Annotated in this window: 16 protein-coding genes and 1 pseudogene; 4 read left to right on the top strand and 13 right to left on the bottom strand. The window is 61.9% G+C overall.

Features of this window, described 5'->3' with window-relative positions; genetic code table 11:
- Window positions 1-91 precede the first annotated feature (91 nt).
- Both pta and P3T23_RS34100 read left to right on the top strand, forming a co-directional pair.
- Window positions 92-1126 (top strand): phosphate acetyltransferase, encoded by a 1035-nt coding sequence (gene pta / locus P3T23_RS34105; RefSeq protein ID WP_429320478.1) that lies wholly within the window; start codon window positions 92-94, stop codon window positions 1124-1126.
- Complete coding sequence (locus P3T23_RS34100; protein WP_429320477.1) at window positions 1126-1887, top strand: TSUP family transporter; 762 nt, start codon at window positions 1126-1128, stop codon at window positions 1885-1887. Before pta ends, P3T23_RS34100 begins: the two co-directional genes overlap by 1 nt.
- Here P3T23_RS34100 and P3T23_RS34095 read toward each other — a convergent pair.
- The 4 genes from P3T23_RS34095 to P3T23_RS34080 all read right to left on the bottom strand — a co-directional run bounded on the left by P3T23_RS34095 (window position 1879) and on the right by P3T23_RS34080 (window position 7859).
- Window positions 1879-3645: a cobaltochelatase CobT-related protein gene (locus P3T23_RS34095; RefSeq protein ID WP_429320476.1), complete on the bottom strand. Its 1767-nt coding sequence runs from the start codon at window positions 3643-3645 to the stop codon at window positions 1879-1881. The two genes, P3T23_RS34100 and P3T23_RS34095, sit on opposite strands and share 9 nt — an antisense overlap.
- Window positions 3642-4634, bottom strand: a complete 993-nt coding sequence (locus P3T23_RS34090; RefSeq protein WP_429320475.1) for an AAA family ATPase — start codon at window positions 4632-4634, stop codon at window positions 3642-3644. The genes P3T23_RS34095 and P3T23_RS34090 overlap by 4 nt, the downstream gene beginning before the upstream one ends.
- Before the next feature lie 62 nt (window positions 4635-4696).
- Window positions 4697-6001 carry an MFS transporter gene (locus tag P3T23_RS34085; RefSeq protein WP_429320474.1) on the bottom strand — a complete coding sequence of 435 codons (1305 nt, stop codon included), beginning with the start codon at window positions 5999-6001 and terminating at the stop codon, window positions 4697-4699.
- Between the two features lie 196 nt (window positions 6002-6197).
- On the bottom strand, window positions 6198-7859 hold the full coding sequence (locus P3T23_RS34080) for a GMC family oxidoreductase (RefSeq protein ID WP_429320473.1): 1662 nt from the start codon (window positions 7857-7859) through the stop codon (window positions 6198-6200).
- A gap of 222 nt (window positions 7860-8081) precedes the next feature.
- Between P3T23_RS34080 and P3T23_RS34075 the strand changes: the two genes are divergently transcribed.
- Window positions 8082-8909 carry an IclR family transcriptional regulator gene (locus P3T23_RS34075; RefSeq protein WP_429320472.1) on the top strand — a complete coding sequence of 276 codons (828 nt, stop codon included), beginning with the start codon at window positions 8082-8084 and terminating at the stop codon, window positions 8907-8909.
- A 100-nt stretch (window positions 8910-9009) separates the two neighbouring features.
- Here P3T23_RS34075 and P3T23_RS34070 read toward each other — a convergent pair whose 3' ends face one another.
- From P3T23_RS34070 to P3T23_RS34055, 4 genes are all read right to left on the bottom strand, one after another.
- Complete coding sequence (locus P3T23_RS34070; protein WP_429320471.1) at window positions 9010-10440, bottom strand: amino acid permease; 1431 nt, start codon at window positions 10438-10440, stop codon at window positions 9010-9012.
- 232 nt (window positions 10441-10672) lie between these two features.
- A complete protein-coding gene (locus P3T23_RS34065; RefSeq protein WP_429320470.1) occupies window positions 10673-12088 on the bottom strand; it encodes an NAD(P)/FAD-dependent oxidoreductase in 1416 nt (471 codons plus the stop codon).
- Window positions 12089-12107: 19 nt separating this feature from the next.
- Complete coding sequence (locus tag P3T23_RS34060) at window positions 12108-12512, bottom strand: nuclear transport factor 2 family protein (protein ID WP_429320469.1); 405 nt, start codon at window positions 12510-12512, stop codon at window positions 12108-12110.
- A gap of 186 nt (window positions 12513-12698) precedes the next feature.
- Complete coding sequence (locus P3T23_RS34055; protein ID WP_429320468.1) at window positions 12699-13055, bottom strand: GTP-binding protein; 357 nt, start codon at window positions 13053-13055, stop codon at window positions 12699-12701.
- A gap of 2 nt (window positions 13056-13057) precedes the next feature.
- Between P3T23_RS34055 and P3T23_RS34050 the strand changes: the two are divergent.
- Window positions 13058-13174 (top strand): annotated as a pseudogene (locus P3T23_RS34050) (IS66 family transposase); the annotation flags it as partial.
- Between the two features lie 24 nt (window positions 13175-13198).
- On the opposite strand, the gene P3T23_RS34045 reads toward P3T23_RS34050, so the two are convergent.
- The 5 genes from P3T23_RS34045 to P3T23_RS34025 form a co-directional block, all read right to left on the bottom strand.
- On the bottom strand, window positions 13199-13789 hold the full coding sequence (locus P3T23_RS34045; RefSeq protein WP_429320467.1) for a DUF3050 domain-containing protein: 591 nt from the start codon (window positions 13787-13789) through the stop codon (window positions 13199-13201).
- Window positions 13790-13860: 71 nt separating this feature from the next.
- The gene (locus tag P3T23_RS34040; RefSeq protein ID WP_429320466.1) at window positions 13861-14367 is read right to left on the bottom strand and encodes a hypothetical protein; all 507 of its coding nucleotides are present in this window, start codon (window positions 14365-14367) and stop codon (window positions 13861-13863) included.
- 406 nt (window positions 14368-14773) lie between these two features.
- A complete protein-coding gene (locus P3T23_RS34035; protein ID WP_172163275.1) occupies window positions 14774-14914 on the bottom strand; it encodes a hypothetical protein in 141 nt (46 codons plus the stop codon).
- A gap of 476 nt (window positions 14915-15390) precedes the next feature.
- On the bottom strand, window positions 15391-15708 hold the full coding sequence (locus P3T23_RS34030; RefSeq protein ID WP_429320465.1) for a DUF4148 domain-containing protein: 318 nt from the start codon (window positions 15706-15708) through the stop codon (window positions 15391-15393).
- A 180-nt stretch (window positions 15709-15888) separates the two neighbouring features.
- Entirely contained in the window at window positions 15889-16500 is a 612-nt protein-coding gene (locus tag P3T23_RS34025) for a putative quinol monooxygenase (protein WP_429320464.1), read from the bottom strand.
- Window positions 16501-16853: the final 353 nt, after the last annotated feature.

The following is a 16853-nucleotide window of genomic DNA, read 5'->3' as shown; positions in this document are numbered from 1 at the left end:
CTGAGCCCGGCAGGCCGGAAACGGGGCTTCCCCGCCGTTTCCGGCCTTTTTATTCGCTGCGTCGTTCGGCAACAGTGGCTGCCCCCATCCCATGAAAGCAATCAACCGTATCATCGAACGCGCCCGCACCTCGCCGAGGCGCATCGTGCTGAGCGAGGCAGAAGAGCCGCGCATGCTGCAAGCGGCCCAGCGGGCCACCCGCGAAGGCATTGCCCGGATCGTGCTGGTGGGCGCCGCTGCAGGCATCCATGAAGCCGCCGCGCGCGAGGGCGTCGACCTCTCCGGCATCGAGGTAGTGGACCCGGCAACCTCACCGCTTGCCGCATCCTTTGCCGAGGCGCTCTTTGCGCTTCGCAGCAAGAAAGGCATGACGCTGGACGAAGCGAAACTCGAAATCCTCAAGCCCCTGTGCTTCGCCAATCTAATGGTGAGACTCGGTCACGCCGACGGCTCAGTGGCCGGCTCGGTCTATACGACCGCCGACGTGGTCCGCACCGCGATCCAGATCATCGGCATCCATCCGTCGTTCAAGCTGGTGTCCAGCTTCTTTCTGATGATGCTGTGCGAACCCTTCCACACGCTCAAGGGTGGTTTGATCTTTTCCGACTGTGGGCTCGTCGTGGATCCCGATGCCGGCGAACTGGCCGAGATCGCGATGGCGGCGGCCGATAGCGCGCAAAGCCTGCTGATGGACGAGCCGCGCGTGGCCATGTTGTCGTTCTCGACCAGCGGCAGCGCTCGGCACGCGGCGGTCGACAAGGTCGTGGAAGCGACGCGCCAGGTAAGGGCATCGCGTCCGCACCTCGCGATCGATGGTGACGTACAACTCGACGCAGCGATCGTTTCCGAAATCGCCATGCGCAAGATCGAGCATTCGCAGGTGCAAGGTCACGCGAACGTGCTGATCTTCCCCAGCCTGGAAGCCGGCAATATCGGCTACAAGCTGGCTGAGCGCATCGGCGGCGCAAAGGCCATCGGCCCCTTGCTGCAAGGCCTGAAAAAGCCGGCCAACGATCTCTCGCGCGGCTGCAGCGCCGACGACGTCTACTATGTGATCGCGGTGACCTGCGTACAGGCACAAACGGCAGCCGAACTCGTGAAAACGCAAACGGCTCCGCACGCGTGATGCCCATGGAGAAAGTGTTGCCCCTGCTCGCCTTGATGGGGACCGCGAGTTATTTCCAGACCGTCACCGGCTTCGGTCTCGGCATGATCGTAATGGGGGCGGCCAGCGGCATGAACCTGGCACCCGTGGCCAGCGTTGCCGCGCTGGTGAGCCTCGTATCGCTGGCCAACAGCGCGGTCGCGCTGCCCGGCAAGCTGCATCACATCGACTGGCGCGCGGTTGGCGCCGCAACCCTGGGTATTCTGCCCTCCGTGGTCGCGGGCGTGCTGCTGCTCAACTACCTGAGCGGCGCGGCCTCCGGTCTTCTGCAATTGCTGTTGGGCGCGGTGGTCCTCTATAGAGGCTTGAGCGCCGCATTGCGCCCGGCCCCACTGCGGGAACGCTCGGGTGACCGCAGCTTCTTCGTGAGCGGCATGTTCGGCGGCCTGCTCAGCGGCATGTTCGGCGTGTCCGGACCGCCCCTGATTTTCCAGTTCTACCGCCAGCCGTTATCGGTGGTACAGATCCGATATGCGCTGATTCTCGTCTTCACGGTGACCTCGACGACTCGCACGCTGTTCAGCGCCTGCAACGGACAACTCGGCGCCGATACATGGATGCAGGCCACGCTGGCCGTACCGGTGGTAGCGCTGGCAACGATCGCGGCACGCCACTACCCGCCGCCGCTTTCGGCCGTGGCAACGCGACGCGTCGCGTTCGGCGTGCTGGTGGTGATCGGTTGCTGTCTCATTCTGTCTTCCCTGCACCAGCTATCACAGTGAGGCCGCGCGGGATCCGCTACCGGACGGCGGCCTGCCGGCGCGCGCGCCAATCCATCCGACGAACTCGGCGAATAGCTTCATATCCGGCGGCACCGACAGGTCCACGGCCAGGCAGCGGCGGTAATACGAACTGAGATCGAGGCCGACACCGAGGCCCAGTACTTCCACGTCCCGCGAGGCTTCGTGACGCGCCACCACTTCCTTCAGATGATTGTCGAGATAGTAGGCGTCGTTGGCCTGGGCGGTCGCGCTATCCACGGGACTGCCGTCCGAGATCACGATCAGTATCCGCCTGGCCTGCGCACGAGCGAGCATTCGTGCGCAGGCCCAGTCGACCGCCTCGCCGTCCACGCCTTCACGAAACAGGTCAGCCTTGAAGAGCGCGGCAATATCCGCGCGGGCGCTTCGCCAGCTCGTCGCCGCGTCCTTGAACACGAGGTGAGACGTTTCATTGAGCCGCCCCGGATGACGCGGCCTGCCCTGCGCCAGCCAGTCGAGCCGGGCCCGCCCGCCGTTCCAGGCGCCGGTGGTAAAACCCAGTACCTCGGTGGTCACGCCGGCCTGATCGAGCGCGCGCGTGAGGACATCCACCATGATGGCAACCGGCTCGATATGCGCTTTCATCGACCCCGAGCAGTCGATCAGAAAGCTCACCGCGCAGTCGGCCAACGGCGTGTGCCGTTCCAGCCGGAACAGGCGCCGCTCGGCCGGCGAACTGACCAGTTGCGCGAGGCGCCGCCCGTCGATGCGGCCGTGCTCTTCGCCGAACGACCAGCCGTCGCGTTGGGTAATCGCAAGCGCCGCCTTCAGCGCATGTGCCAGCCGGGCCACATTGACGCCCAGCGCGGCGATGCGCTCGTCGAGGCGCTCACGAAACTCACTGAGCAACGCCTTGCGGACCAGCGAACCGGGACAGATTTCGCGGTCATAGCGCGTGGTATAGGCACGATAGCCCTGGTCCGATGCGCCAGTCACGCGGTTGTCGCCGGTGAGCGCAATGGCCATGTCCTCATGTTCGTTGTCCTCGACATCGAACCATAGCGAAAACGCCGTGCGCGCTTTGTCGTCGTCGGTGTCTTGCAGATCATCCTGCGCCTGCACCTGCTCCGCACGGGCGGCACGGACCATCTCGCCCACCAGTCGCGCCAGTTCGAGCGCATGGACCGCGAACGCGCCCTGCTCCGCGCGATGCCGGCGCAAGCCGGCCAGCGACACGCCAAGCGCCGGCACGATGGCCGCGCGCGTGGCTTCGATCAGGTCCTCGGTGTCTTCCAACACAGGCCAGCCCGTGAGGCGCGACCAGGAAATCTGCGCCACCGTGTACAGGAGGATGCCCAGATGGTCCTCAGCAAGCCCGGAGCGATAGAAGTCGCGCGACCAGGCCTCAAACCGGTCGCGCAGATTCTGCATCAGGCCCGGCATGCCAGGTGGCGTCTGCGTTTCGCAACGCACTTGCTCCAGCAGTTCAAACACGAGCCGCTCGACCTGATCCCCGGGGCATAGCTGGCTGTGCAGCTGCGGGTCGGAATGCATGAGGCGCAAGGCCGCGCCGTCGGCGGCGCCGCGCAGGGAAGCGAAGTCGTCCACCTGTGGGTTCGTGCGCAGGTGCGGCGCGTGCAACGGCAGCGGCCGCAGGTCGCGGCACAAACGGCCGTCACGGTAATGCAGCGCGGCGTCGCCTGTGAGCGCGCGCGCAGCCGCCGCGCACAGGGCCTCTCGTTGCTCCGCGCGGCGGAGCGCCTGCCGGTCAGAAGTCATCGGTGGGATCCCGGTGCGAGGTCTTCGCGGCCGGCCACGGCGTCCAGCTCCCGGCCGAAGCAGCGCTGGAAATACTCGGCCACGATCGACCGCTCAGCCTCGTCGCACTTGTTGAGGAAAGTCAGACGAAAGGCCATCGCGGGATCACGGAAGATCAGGCAGTTCTCCGCCCAGTTGATCACCGTGCGCGGCGACATCAGCGTCGACAGGTCTCCGCTCGCGAAGCCCTTGCGCGTCAGTTCGGCCACGCTCACCATCGATTCGATCAGCGCGCGCCCCGCTTCGTCGGCGAGCTCCGGCACGCGCGCGAGCACGATACCGGCTTCTTCCGCACGCGGCAGGTAGTTGAGTGTGGCCACCACATTCCAGCGGTCCATCTGTGCGTGATTCAGCACCTGAGTGCCGTGATACAAACCGTTCAGGTTACCCAGACCCACCGTGTTGGTGGTCGCGAACATGCGGAAGTACGGGTGCGGGTGGATCACGCGGTTCTGATCGAGCAGCGTGAACTTCCCGTCGCGCTCCAGGATGCGCTGGATCACGAACATCACATCCGGGCGGCCCGCATCGTATTCGTCGAAGATCAGCGCGACCGGGCGTTGCAATGCCCATGGCACGATCCCCTCCTGGAACTCGGTCACCTGCAGGTCGTCGCGCACGACGATAGCGTCCTTGCCGACCAGGTCGAGACGGCTGATATGGCCATCGAGATTAACGCGCACGCACGGCCAGTTGAGCCGGGCTGCGACCTGCTCGACGTGAGTCGACTTCCCGGTACCGTGCATGCCCTGTACCATGACCCGGCGGTCGCGGCTAAAGCCGGCCAAAATCGCCAGTGTCACCTCCGGATTGAAGCGGTAGACCTCGTCGATCTCCGGCACATGATCGTCACGCTCGCTGAAGGCGGGCACCATCAGGCTCGAATCGATGCCAAAAGCGCTGCGTACCGCGACCATTCTGTCGGGTTTGCCAGTCACGATATCAGTCACTTTGTTCTCCTCCGCGCTTCAGTGTGTTTGCTCTGCATTTGCGGTAATGACGGCCCACACCGTCAACGAGCGGTCGCCACCGCATCGAAGGTTTTCGCACGCCGTTCCATCGCCCAGGCTGACCATGCCGACAGCAGTGCCGAGAACACCACATAGGCGCACACGAGCCAGGGCTTGCCGCCGTTCATACGCAGGAGCGCCGTCGCGATGATCGGCGTGAGGCCACTCGCGAAGATGCCCGAGAACTGGTACACGAACGAGATGCCGGTATAGCGCACCTCAGGGTCAAAGAGTTCGGCGAAAAGCGCCGCTTCCGGCCCATAGACCATCGCGTAGAAGACGCCGAACGGAATCACGATCCCGAGCCAGACCGCCACCGTATTGCCGGCCTGACTCTCCATCAGCCAGAACGCCGGCAACACCGAGAGGCCGCAGATAAGCGAACCCCAGCGGAACACCCGCGCGCGTCCCATCAGATCCGACATTCTCCCGAAGAGCGGAATGAAGAAGCACATCACCATGGCCGCGATCATGACGCCAGTGAGTGCTTCGGTACGGCTCATCGAAAGACGTTGCGTGAGGTAGCCAATCATGAACACGGCGAAGATATTGAAAAACACGCCGTCGATCCAGCGCGCGCCCATGCCGAGCAGTACTGAACTGCGATAGCGCGTGATCATGTCGAAGAACGGAATTTTCACCTCGCGACGATTTCGCTTGAGCGCGAGAAACTCAGGCGTCTCCATGACCTTGAGGCGGATGTAGAGTCCGATGACCACGAGCAGGAGCGAAACGGCGAACGCGACCCGCCAGCCCCACGAGAGGAAAGCCGCTTCCGGCAGCAAATGTGAAATGCTCGCGACGACACCTGAGGCAAGGCACAAGCCAATCGACAAACCGATCTGAGGCAGGCTCGCGTACAGGCCGCGGCGCTCTGGCGGTGCGTATTCGTAAGCCATCAGCACCGCGCCGCCCCATTCGCCGCCCAACCCAATGCCCTGCAGCACGCGCAGCGTGAGCAGCAGGATCGGCGCCCAGACGCCAATCTGATTGAACGTCGGAACGAAGGCCACCCCTGCCGTTGATATCCCCATGATGATGAGCGTACAGATCAGTGCGGACTTGCGTCCGACCTTGTCGCCAAAGTGACCGAAGATCACACCGCCAAGCGGCCGCGTGACGAAGCCCACGGCGAACGTGCCGTAGGCGAGCATCGTCGAGACCAGGGGGTCGTGGGCGGGAAAATACAGCTTGTTGAACACAATGCCTGCAACGACACCGTATAGAAAAAAGTCGTACCACTCGACCGTCGCACCGATCACGCTCGCAAACGCAACGCGACGCACAATCCGCTTATCGATTGCCATGACGCTTCCTCCGATAGTGGCCGTGGGCCGTCCTCACGACGCCGCACGTACCGAAGCCCCTTTCTGTCTCCTCCGGGGCGCGAACTCCGCTACCTGCACGCTGCTTTTATGGACCTCGAATGCAGCCACGCAGGCACCGCTCGTTTTACCTCTTGCTTTGATTTCCCTTCATTGCTTCTGCTTCATTGCCGACGCTTCAGTGGTGGGCCGCCACGCTCAGCGGCTGTACTTCTTCGACTTGTCGAGCGTCGACGCGCGCGTCCTCGAGCATCATGTCGGACGCCTTCTCGGCGACCATCACGATCGGCACATTGGTATTACCCGAGACCAGCGTCGGCATGATCGAGCAATCGACCACGCGTAACCCCTGCGTGCCGTACACGCGCAATCGTTCATCGACCACCGCGCCCGGATCGCTCGCTACGCCCATCTTCGCGGTGCCCGACGGATGAAAGATCGTCTGGCCGTATTCGCGGCAAAAGTGCAGCAGTTCGTCGTCGGTTTGCGACTGGGGGCCCGGGAGCACCTCGCGTTTCATCAGCGATGCCATCGGCTCGGTGGCGGCCACCCGGCGCGCGAAACGCACCCCCGCGACTGTCGTGCGGCGATCGAGATCGGTGTCGAGATAATTCGGCTGGATGGACGGCGCATCGCGCATGTCGTTCGAGCGGATCCGTACCACGCCGCGCGACTCCGGCCGCAACTGGCAGATCGAATAGGTGCAGCCGGGAAACGAGTGGACGTCACCGCCGGCGGTGTCGGCCGAAAGCGTCGAGAAGTGGAACTGGATGTCAGGCGTTTTCGCTTCGTCCGGCAATGCGCGGCAGAACATGCCGCCCTGATTGATGCCGACCGAAAGCGGCCCTTCACGAAAGAGCGCCCATTGCAGGCCCATCTTCGCGCGCCCCGTCCAGGAGTGCAGCAGATCGTTCGTCGTGATAGGCCGGGTCACTTCGTAGGTCAGGCGCACTTGCAGATGGTCCTGCAGGTTCTCGCCGACGCCCGCCCGATTGGCGACCACCGGAATACCGAAATCGTTGAGCAGCTTCGCCGACCCGACCCCCGAGACCTGAAGCAATTGCGGCGACTGCAGCGCGCCTGCCGTCAGCACGACCTCGCGATTCGCGCGTATCTCCATCACCTTGCCGTGCCGCACGTATCGAACCCCCGTCGCACGCGTGCCTTCGAAGAGGATTTTGGACGCCAGCGCATCGGTCTCGATATGCAGGTTCGGACGGCTGCGTGCGGGCTTCAGGTAAGCCACCGCAGTCGAACAACGCCAGCCGTGCCGCGTTGTCAGCTGATAGTAGCCGACGCCTTCCTGATCGCCCTGATTGAAGTCGTCGACCGTTGGGATGCCCAGGCGATTCGATGCCGCGATGAACGCATCCACGAGCTCGTGGCGTTGCTTGATCGTGGATGCCCACAACGGCCCGTCGACGCCGCGTGTCGGCGACGGGCCCAGTTCGTTGTGTTCGAGCCGCCGGAAGTAAGGCAAACACTCCTTCCAGCTCCAGCCGCGATTTCCAAGCGCCGCCCAGTGGTCGTAATCCTCTTTCTGGCCGCGAATGTAGATCAGTCCGTTGATCGAACTGCTGCCTCCCAGCGTGCGGCCGCGCGGCCAATACAGCTTGCGATCGAGCATGTTCGGGTCCGGGTCGGTGTAAAAGCCCCAGTTGTAGACCGGATGAAACATGGTCTTGCCGTAACCGATCGGGATATGGATCCACAGAAAGCGGTCAGGCGGACCGGCCTCGAGCAGGCACACCGAGTAGCGGCCGCTTTCCGAAAGGCGGTTGGCCAGTACACAGCCGGCCGATCCCGCGCCGACGACGACGTAGTCGAAACTGCGTGTCATGGATGATGTCTCCGTCCTCATGTCTTGCTTATAAAAATCGGTAGATTTCATACCAATTTATTTGATGACTGTTTCTAACTCAAGAGAATACGGTTACGATTGAGTAATCCGATACACAAACCGACTTTTTTGTTTCACTTTTCATGCCGTTCGAATGCGCCCATCCGGGTTGTCACTGATCCGTTCGGGCTGCCTTCACCTTCATCCGCCTCGGGAAGGCAAATGAGAGACATCGCGCGTCCCCCCTCCCCTCCTCACGAACCCGCCGACGACACCCGCGTGCTGCGTGCCCTCAACGTGCTGGAGCAGCTCGCGGCTGCGGGACATCCGTTTTCGCTCTCTCAGCTATCCTCACGTCTGCTGATTCCGAAGGCGACGCTGATGCGCCTGATCGACGCGCTCGAAGCACGGAGTTACGTCACACACATGCCCGACTCGCGCGGCGCCGACCGCGCCATCGCACTCGGTCCACGCGCCGCCCAGCTCGCGCTGACCACGCTCGCGAACAGCACGTTTACCCGCGCTTGCCGCTCGTTGCTGCGCACGCTCGTGGATGCGCTCGGTGAGACCTGCAATCTCACCGTCCTCGACGGCGATACCGTGCTCTACGTGGAGCGCGTCGAGACGACTGAGCCCTTGCGGCTGCACATGCAACCGGGCACGCGCGTGCCGTTGCACTGCACCGCGAGCGGCAAGCTGTTTTTGTCACAGATGGCGCCGGCCGAGCGCGGGCTCGCTATCCGGCGTTTGCAACTCAAACAGATGACCTATCGCACCCTGACCGATGCAGACCTGCTTGAAGCGGAACTCGACCGGCTCGCTGTGCGTGGCATCGGAGTCGACAACGAGGAATTCGTGCGCGGCATGGTGGCGATCGCGGTGCCGGTCCGCAACGTCGAGGATGGCCGTGTGCTCGCGGCCCTGGCGGTGCATGCACCCACGGCACGTGCGAGTCTCGAAGATCTTCTGAAAGCGGTACCGAAATTAAAGGAAACCGCCGTGCGCATTGGACCGCTACTGCAGCCTGCGGCGACGGCGACGCCAAAGTAGAAAAGGACACAGCGGCGCGCGCCTCCCGCCTGACGTTGATGCGCAGCGATTGTCACGGGCGACAACCGCCGCGCTGCAAACACCACGTGTGACCCAGGCTTCAATGGTGGTGCGGACGATAGTCCACGAATTCCGGTTCAGCGGAGGTGGCCTTGCTTGTTCGGGCTCGCCACACATACGCCACGAGCAGCACGCCGAGACTCACGACCCCAAGCCACAGCGGAGTACGCTGATCCGGTATGAACGCCATCGCTACCAGAATGCCGATCATGCCGATGATCGCGAACCAGGTCAGGTACGGGTAGCACCACATCCTCACCCGCAGCGTTTGTGGCGCCTCACGTTCGAGCCGGGCGCGCAGCTTCAGTTGTGACAACGCGATCAGCACATAGACGAAGATGGCCACCGTGCCATATGAATTGACGAGGAAGGCGAAAACCGTGTCGGGGGAGACATACGACATGACGACCGACACGTAGCCAAACAAGGTGCCGATGAGGATCGCGCGAACGGGCACGCCGCGGCGGTTCACTTTCGCGAGGGCGGCAGGCGCGTCGCCATGACGGGTCAGCGCAAAAATCATCCGCGACGCGGCATAGAGGCCGGAATTGAGGGCTGACAGCACCGCGGTCAACACGATCGCATTCATGACGTTCGCAGCGGCTGGGATACCCATCGCTTCGAGCGCGCTGACATACGGCGTGGCCATTTTCGGAGAATCCCAGGGCACCAGCGCAACCACGAGAAGGATTGAACCGACATAGAAAAACAGGACGCGCGTAATCACCGAGTTAGTGGCTTTGGCCACCGCCTTGACCGGTTCATGGGCTTCGGCAGCCGCGATGGTGACGATCTCGGCACCGAAGTAAAAGCCCGTCGCAGCGACTGCACCGCTCAATACCGGGCCAATCCCCTTCGGCATTAGCCCACCGTGCGACAGCAGCGTGGGCATCACAGCGGTCGTGTGCATCGACGCAGGCCACAGCCCCAGCACATACAGGCCCCCAAGGAACAGAAACACGATGATCGCGGCGACCTTGATGGACGCAAACCAGAACTCGAACTCCCCGTAGCTGCCAACCGAGATCAGGTTGGTCGCGGTCAACACCACCAGCAACACAAGACTGATCGCCCACGCGGGCGTATCCGGTAGCCAGAATTGCACGAGTTTCGCACCGGCCACCGCCTCGACTGCAACGACGATCACCCAGAAATACCAGTACATCCAGCCGGTCAAGAAGCCGGCAAGCTCGCCGGGCCCGCGCTTACCGGCGAAGGCCAGGCGCGCGTATTCGTAAAACGAGCCGACCGCCGGCATCGCGCACGCCATTTCTCCGAGCATGCGCATGACCAGCACAATCAGGCCGCCGGTGATCAAAAACGATAGCACGGCAGCCGGGCCGGCCTGCTGAATCACGACGCCACTGCCGACAAAGAGTCCCGCGCCGATCACACCACCAAGCGCGATCATCGTCATGTGGCGCTGCTTGAGCCCAGTCTTCAATTCAGTTCTATTCATCGATGGTTGCATGTCACCTCCACATCCTGTTTATTTCGGCGCCGGCGGTACGATTCTGCGTATGCAGTGCCTGCACTCGGGTGCCGTCAATTCCGGATCGAGCGAAGGCGCTTGCGCGCCTCGCTGCATGTTGTTTTCTCTGATGACTGAACCTGCAGATTAGCCCGTCTGCACCGTGCCTGGTGCATGGAGCACATTCAGTGGTGAGTGGCGTACCGCGTGTGGCGCGGTACGCAGGCCGCGCTCAAGGCTTCTCGTCGCGCCGGAAATACAACTGATAGAGCATCCGTTGTCCGATTCGACGGAATGGTGCGAATGGATGGCCAGGCAACGGTGAAGTAAAAATCGGCAGCGTCTGCTTCGCGCCTTTGCCGGCGATCCGTTCGGCGAGCCGGCGGCCCGCCTGCTGCGAATACGACACGCCGTTGCCGCCGTAGCCCAGTGCGTAATAGACCGACTGCTTCGGATCCGGCTGACAGACGCGCGGCATCATGTCGTGACTCACATCCACCCAGCCCCACCACGAGTAGTCGATCGCAACACCACGCAATGCGGGGAACTTGCGGCCCATCCCTTCGACGAGCAGATCGTAATGGCGGGAGTTCGGCGCATCGGCACCGGTAATCGCGCTACGGCTGCCGATCTGCAACCGGTTATCCGGCAGGAAGCGATAGTAGAAACGCAAGGTGCGGGTGTCGGTGAGAACCTGCGTCGTGCGAAAATTGCATGCGGCGATTTCCTGCTGCGTGAGCGGACGCGTCACCATCGAATTGGACAGGATCGGCATTACGCGGCTAGTCAGCGAAGGATGGAGGTTCTGTGCCGTATACGCGCCGGTCGCGATACCGACAGCTCGCGCCCGCACGATGCCACCCGGTGTGCGCAGATGATGAACGCCGTTGATGGTTTCCCACCCGATCACCGGGCTCGCGGGGTGCACCCTGGCTCCCGCTTCGCGCGCCAGCCGCAGATAGCCAAACGCGAGCTTCAACGCATGGATGCCGATACCCTCAGGTTCATGCAGCGCGCCAGCCGCTTCGGAATCGTTGACGAACTCGCGGCGAAACGTTGCCTGATCGAAAAGCTCGGACGGGTAACCGAATACGTCCTTCCAGACTTTTGCTTCGGCGGCGAGTTTCGCCATCATGCGCGGCCGGTGCGCAATCAGAAAGTGCCCGCCTGGCTGCGGATCGCAATCGATTTCGGTCACCAGTGACTTGAAATTGTCGAAGCCCTCCTGGATCTCGTCGTGCATTTTCAACGCGACGTCTTTACCCCATCGCTCGATCCATTGGGAGCGCGACAACCGTCCCGAAGCATTCTGGCCTTGTCCGCCATTGCGACTGCTGCAACCCCAACTTGTCCTGTTGGCCTCGAGAACCACGGCCTTGATGCCATGCTCGCGGGCCAGACAAAGCGCGGTTGCAAGCCCGGTATAGCCCCCACCGATGATCGCAACGTCCACGTCGATATCTTTCGTGATCGGCCCATCATCGGGCGGCGGCGTACCGGCGGTCGCGACCCAGTAGGTCGGTGCGTATTGTTTGCCTTGCCCCGGTCCTGGCGACACCAGCGGGTCGTAGGTCGGATCATATTGCGTGGCGCTGTCCCGTCCCGCAGACAAGCCCTCGCCGGCCCGTGTGATAACACTGTGTTCCATGCGAAGCTCCTCGTCGGTATCAAACGTTCTGCTTCGGACGTTCCTTGCGGAAGGCACGCTTGACCGCGATCAGTCCATCACGAAACTCGAAGAGGTCGCAACCTTCTGCTTCGATCCGCCAGCCTTCCGCATGCGTGCCGGAGAACACCCATTCGGACACACCGCGTTCACCGATGACATAGTGACGACCCTTTCCCCAATGTGCATCCGGGAAGGTTTTGAAGACCGCTTCGAATGCTGCGCGTACAGCGTCGCGGCCGACGAAACGCGCACCATATACTTCGCTTCCGCCCGCTGCGTCGAACACGCAGTCTTCGGTCATGAAAGTCATCAGCGCGTTCGCGTCGTGACGGTTGAACGCGTCGGAAAATGCAGCGAGCGTTTCCGCGGTAACCATAGGGGCGGACGCTTGTGTAGTGGCCATGCATGTCTCCTGCTCAATGATTTTGGGTCAGTCTCGTGATGTCGCCTAAGCGGCGACCTCTCGTGAAAAGTGTAGGTTTTGCCGGGGCTTGACGGTAGGGCCAGTGCACTGGTTTCGCCTGGTGCAGCGGCCCTGGTTTGGATGGAGTGCGTGAGTGGCTGTGCCTCGTCGAGAGGCTGCGGCACGCTAGCGCGGGTTCACCGCTAGCGTACTATCGAGGCAACGCTTCACCGCGTACTCGTCTTCATCGGTAAAACGTCCGATCAGGACGATCGTCGATCCGGCTGCTGCGTTGCCTGAAAATGGCGTGATCAGAATGCGGCCGCCGACCACGTGGAGTTCCTGCGGTGAGGACTCGTGGTCCAGCCAGACGATTCCCTTGGCTCTCAATAGCGGGACCGACAGGCTGCGAAAGGCAGCCTTGAGTTTCTTCCTGTCAAGGCGCGAGTCCGATCGAAAGGAAAAGCTGCAGATGTCCAGATGATTGCTGAGGTTCGCGCCGGGTGTCAGGTTGAGGCTGCCGGTGGGGTGGCGAGGCGCCACACATCAAGGCGTGGCTGGACACCACGCTGCCCACGGTCCCGCCGAAGACGGCGCTGGGCGAGGCACTGGCATACCTGAACAGGTACTGGTCGCGGCTGGTGCGCTACACCGGGCGCGGCGATTTGCCCATCGGTCACACTAGATTACCTCCTGGGCGCCGCCAGCGAAAGTTCTATACCCGAGAACAATTTAATGCGTGCTTCGATAGCCGATACCGCGTACTTGATTGCTCGCTCTTGACGGCCTCGATCATTTCCAACCTGCTTCAGCAGGATGTTGAGGGCTGCAGGTCCATGCTCGCCGCCATCCAGTTCGATATGCCGGTTGAGGTAATGCTTAAAGTACGTGATCTCAGTTTGCCCGTCCAGGGCGGCTTTCAGACGCTCGAACGTTCCTGGAACGACATCTTCTCGTCCGAAAAAGAAGTACGCAGCTACCTCTTCCAGACTTCCTGTCAGCGCAACGCGCAAAGAAGTCAGAACGAAATCCTGGACGTGTTTAGGAACATCACATTCGCGCATAGCTTGGGTCGGCGAAACGCCCTGAAACATTAGCCCGCAGAATGTCTCGAATTGTTTCGTGTCCGCACCTACTTCTTTCATGGCGGCGATAGATAGCTCAAGATGACTTATCAGGGAGCAATCCGGGCCAATGTCACTTTTTTCAGCGAGACTTATCTCATTTATCAGGCGCGCACCTTCTCGATCCTGTGGAGGCATCCAGGGTAATGACACACCCTGCTTGATGTAGCCGGCGTCACCCGGCGCGGGCGTAAGGGGATGAGCCGCGAGTATGAGGCCATGGGCTAACGGTGCCCCCCGCCGCCCCCATGAAAACCGCCTCCCCCATGGAAGACGCCCCCTCCGTGAAAGCCGCCCCCTCCGTGAAAGCCGCCGCGGAAGCCGCCACGCGGTCCGAAGTGGACATGATCCATATGATGGAAGTGATGAAAACGATCGACGAAGACGAACGACCCGCCGAAGCCGAACGCCACAGGCGGCCCATACAACCACGAGTCGTAGTATGGGTAGTACGGATACGGGGGCGGCGGGTAAGCGTCGCTCATATCGACGCCCGTGTCCTGCTGCTGGATCTGCCAGGTGCCGTCGGGCTGTTTGCACGCAAGGCCCGATAGGTTCTGTGTGACGCCATCGATATCCGCCGCGCCGTTGACCATGCGGCACGTGTGCGACACGGCCGACGTGGTCGTCGTGTCGTTCAGCGGAACAGCCGGAACGGGCTGCGACGCCACCGGCGTCGTGCACGCGACACAGCTGCAAAGCACCATTCCGAGTCCAATAATGTTACGCATGAATCCATCCTGCTCGACGGTCCGGTACCACGACGCGGACCGCCGCGTCGACACCGTGAAGGCCCCATCGGTTCGCCTCGCAGAGCGCGTTGCCGGAGAGTGAATTCGCATGTGAAGATGTGCACGACGACGCGGACCTGCTGAAGATAAGACGCGCCGCCGGCCGACGTTATTCCGCTTGCGGGCCCCAGTTTCCGCATCGGATTGTTACGCTGTGTTTCCTTACGAAATGCCGCCGCGCTGCCGAAGCCCGAGCAGGCCATCGGCGCGGCGTCAGCGCAATCTGTCGCCCGCGTGTTCACATTTCGTAAAGAGAACGTGGAACACAGGGCGACTATGCGCATCGCGTCCCCAGTCGTTAACGGCGGCCCGCAGCTCGAAGCACGCCCGCCGCGCAGGCAACCGGTCAGTAGCCGCCTGCGCTTCCTCCGCTGCTGCCCGCGTTGGACATACCTGCGCCACTTTCCGACGAGCAGCCGGATGCCAAAGACGAAAGTGCAAGCGCGAAGACGATGAATAAAGTGGAAAGGATGCGAGACTTGTTCATTCTGAACTCCTACAGGTTTGAGCGTTCTGTTTGGTGACACCGACAGTGGCTGATGCGCTGTACGTTCCGTCGCCAGACTTGGGTCAGGGTTAAAGTCGAGATGGCAAATGCGGCACCGATAGCGCCGCCATCAAACATAACTCCTGCGAGCCGTGATTTATTCCGCGTGTCGCACTCTTATATGTTCCGTGGTTCGGCGCGAACGACTTGTTCGCCATTCAACCGCCACTGACGACATATCTGAGCAGGGCCGGGTGAGCCCACCTGCCCCAATGCAACCACGTTCACAAATTGCGTTAGTTTGCCGCAATGGCAATTACGCAGAGGATCGCGGCGTGGAAAGCGATGGAAAAAAGTCGTCAAAGCGGACGGCAAAAGAGTCGCGCGTGCGCTGACAGACCTGACTGGCGGCTCGAACTACTGATTCGATCCGCCGGCAACCCCTGAACACCTGCACAACGCCTCATCTATCGCAATCACGGCGCGATTTTCACGTCTGCCTTGTGACCAGCCATTGACGCGCTCTTTTGCGCCTGATGTTTTGCCTCGACGCGTTGTTCCGCCGCCTGGATGTCGCCTGGGTAGTACGGGTTGTTACCCACAGGTTGGTGATAGCCGACCGACGCCAGCTCTTCCAGTTCATGCCTGACTTCAGCGCGCGTAACCTGATGCACACCAGGGTCCGGTGCGGCTTGCGCAAACGTACCGGATGACAGTAGCAGCAGCGCTGCACTCACGATCAGCTGACCCGACACGTTCAGGACTTCACGGCGATTTGACGGACTTGATTTCATGTCTCTACTCCTTGATGGGTGAGCGTTGAAGACCCACCGCCTGGTAGTACCGGCGGCACGACGCTCTACGTGACTAGACCGTCGCACCACACGTCTTACTCCACCAACCGTCTATCGTTTAAGTTCTCATAGGACGCTCACGGATTTCCTATCAGGCCTCGTTCGCCGTCTGCTTACCCTTCACCGCGCCCCCGCAGACTGGTCGGCCCATTTTGTGTCGACCACGTCGTGCATTCCGATATCCGGCACGCTGCCCAGCAATGACAGCGAATGCCTGGCGAGTTCCCGAGGAACATGACCCGTCAGGTGCGCAAACCGACCGCCGTTGTCAGGGAAGACGTCAAAGATGCCGAAGTGACTGTCGTCAAGTCGGATGGCAAACCAGGCAACGGTCTTGGGTTCCTGCTCCACGGGTGCTTGCGCGTCGCGAAGGAACTGCGCGACCTGCGACTCATGGCCCGTCTTTGCCTTGAACGTGAGGTGCAGCGCCTTCGTGACCGGCTCGCCCGATGATGTTGCAGGCAACTTGTCGGCCAGGACGTCGAACTCCTGAATCTGCGGCGCCCCGGCAAACACGCTGCCGCCGGCATCCAACAGCGCTTGTATAACTGGCCCCGCCAGATGCGCCTCGCGGCCGGCATCGTCTGGGAACACGTCGAAGATGCCGTACTCCGATCGCCCCAATCTGATAGCGAACCATGCGGTCGTTGCGGGTTCCGCCCGACCCTTCGCGAGAGCCGAGCGCAGGACGTCTTCCGCCCTGGCGTCGTCGTAGCCGGCCTTGACTTCCAACCTGACGAGCAGACCTTTAGTGTCCATGAGACACCTCCATCCGTGATTGACCGACCGTGAGCGCGTTGAGCGTGCAGTCCTTCGACTCCTAACAAGCCAGCAGCGCCGTGCAGCGCTCCATATTCGCCGGTACCGTCGTCTGGACGGTCATACGTCGTATCCACCCAGCAAACGGCCATTCAATTCGCGAGGGTGAACGTTGCTTCATCGCCCATAGCTGCCTCTCGCTTTTCCTTACTCGCACGACCGCTTGACCAGGAGAACCGGTCATTGCCTGATCGGATGCGCGAGCATGCGCTTTCGATGTAGAGGGATGCGAACTTTCGACCATTGCGGCCGGTCGAGCCGCCAGC

It is taken from the genome of Paraburkholderia sp. GAS448 (assembly GCF_050435685.1).
Lineage (GTDB): Bacteria > Pseudomonadota > Gammaproteobacteria > Burkholderiales > Burkholderiaceae > Paraburkholderia.
The sequence above is the reverse complement of the archived record's forward strand: the minus strand, read 5'-3'. Positions and strand labels throughout refer to the sequence as shown.